Consider the following 1,844-nt stretch of genomic DNA (forward strand, 5'->3'; position numbering starts at 1 on the left):
TAGAAAATCTCAGACAAAACAGAGGTGGGGTATATTCCGTAAGAGTTTACGTCCGCCTCCCTCAGTATGATGCTGTTTTCTCGTTCTATCTCGCTCATTCGCAGGATCTTATTCATGCTGAAACTTTTGAATAAAGTAACGAAGGGACTGGACCAGACGTTCGGGAATTGTATGCATAGAGAAATAAAGGTATTCAATTAAAATACCATATAGTCCCATTTCTCTGCGCATTCTCCATCTATCCCTGGGGGTTCGCCCTCCCATGTCTCAACGGGTTTATCCCCTTACATTCCTTCGTTACACCTACCCAAGGGATGGAGGCCGACAACTCTTTGAAAACGGGTCTGTGCCCTTTAGGCGGAAACGTAGTCGGTACTCAGCGCTTTCTTTGTGTAGAATCCTGCGAATGAGCCAAATGACGATGAATGTTACGTTGGTTCAAGGATTACTTATGCAGCCAGGGTCTTAACTTTTTCCGGCAGATAGGTTTGGTTATCCTTTGCCAGGGCGACTAGGATGCGAGCGAGTTTTCCGCAAAGCTTCATCAAAGACTGCATTCCCTTCATCTTCTTGACATGCTTATTGTGTTCATGAAGTGCCTTAAATTCTGGATTGGCAGCGACTAGATGCAAAACGGTTAAAAATAAGATGCGACGGAGGCCGGGTCTGCCGCGTTTGGTAATGGTTACTTCTCCTTTACGAAGCCCTGAACTATTCTCAGATAGATGTAAACCGGCCAACCGAAGAAGCTGCGATCCGTGCTGGAATTGTCTAAGATCACCGGCTTCGCTATATAAGGTAGCCAGCGTCATATCGCTGATCCCTTTAAACGTACGAAGTGAAGGAGTGGTTGGAATCAATTGAATCTGAGCTCCCAGTTTCTCTTCCAGTTCAGCGAGCTGCTGCTGAAAGAAATCCAGCTGACTTAATAGCAGATGAACGCAGACCTTTGAAGACATGGAGCATCCGGGGAGCCCTGTAGAGCGCTTAGCCGATTCGATTAAGGCTTTAGCGGTGCTCAAGCTCGCTCGTTTGAGCTTCTTTTTCCATTGAGAGACGATAAAGGTCGGAGATAGATCGCGAATGTCAGATGGAAGTGGAAACAAAGCAAGTGTCGCTAAGGCCGTTTTGCACGTCACGTCCTTAAAGACAAGACCGAGCTCGGGAAAATGCATATCGACCCAACGATGAATTTGGTTTTTTACAGCACCGGATTGCTTTAGGATGAACTCACGGGCATGAACCAACTGCCGAATCTCCCGATAGGACTCGGGTAACATACGAACCTTGGAGTAATAACCGTTCTTCACCATATCGGCAATGACAAGGGCATCCTTGACATCGTTTTTCGTGGGGGAGTTATCTCTATTTTCCTTATTGCGTTTGACATGAAAAGGATTAACGAGAACGAGCTCGAGTTGCCTTTCTTGAAGCCAGAAGGCGAGATTGAGCCAGTAGTGCCCCGTGGGTTCAACACCGATGAGCACCTTCGTTTTGTGATGCTGATCCATCAGAGCTTGTATCCACTGGAATAGGGCTTTAAAGCCGATATGATCGTTAGAGAAGGCAAGATAGTGGCCGCGTTCGATCCCACGAAAATCGACAGCACGGGCAACGTGAGAAAACTTGGCAATATCGATGCCAATAATAAGATGGTCGGTTGTAATTTTTTCAATACGTTGATTTTGTTTGTCGCTTTGTTTAAACTTCATAAATAAGAGCGCCTCCGTATAGATTGAATTTGGGTTGTCTAGGCCCCATAAATTCATCATACCGGAGAGCGCTCCTTTTTAACAAAATCCAAAATTAGCGACTTACAGGAATACTTTGAAACCCGTGAAAAT

General features: G+C 45.7%; 1 protein-coding gene. It reads right to left on the reverse strand.

Features of this window, described 5'->3' with window-relative positions:
* Positions 1 to 449: 449 nt before the first annotated feature.
* Complete coding sequence (locus QJ48_RS01515) at positions 450 to 1,712, reverse strand: IS110 family transposase (protein WP_054971903.1); 1,263 nt, start codon at positions 1,710 to 1,712, stop codon at positions 450 to 452.
* Between the last annotated feature and the right edge of the window lie 132 nt (positions 1,713 to 1,844).

The sequence above is a fragment of the Paenibacillus sp. A3 genome (assembly GCF_001399685.1).
GTDB lineage: Bacteria > Bacillota > Bacilli > Paenibacillales > NBRC-103111 > Paenibacillus_G.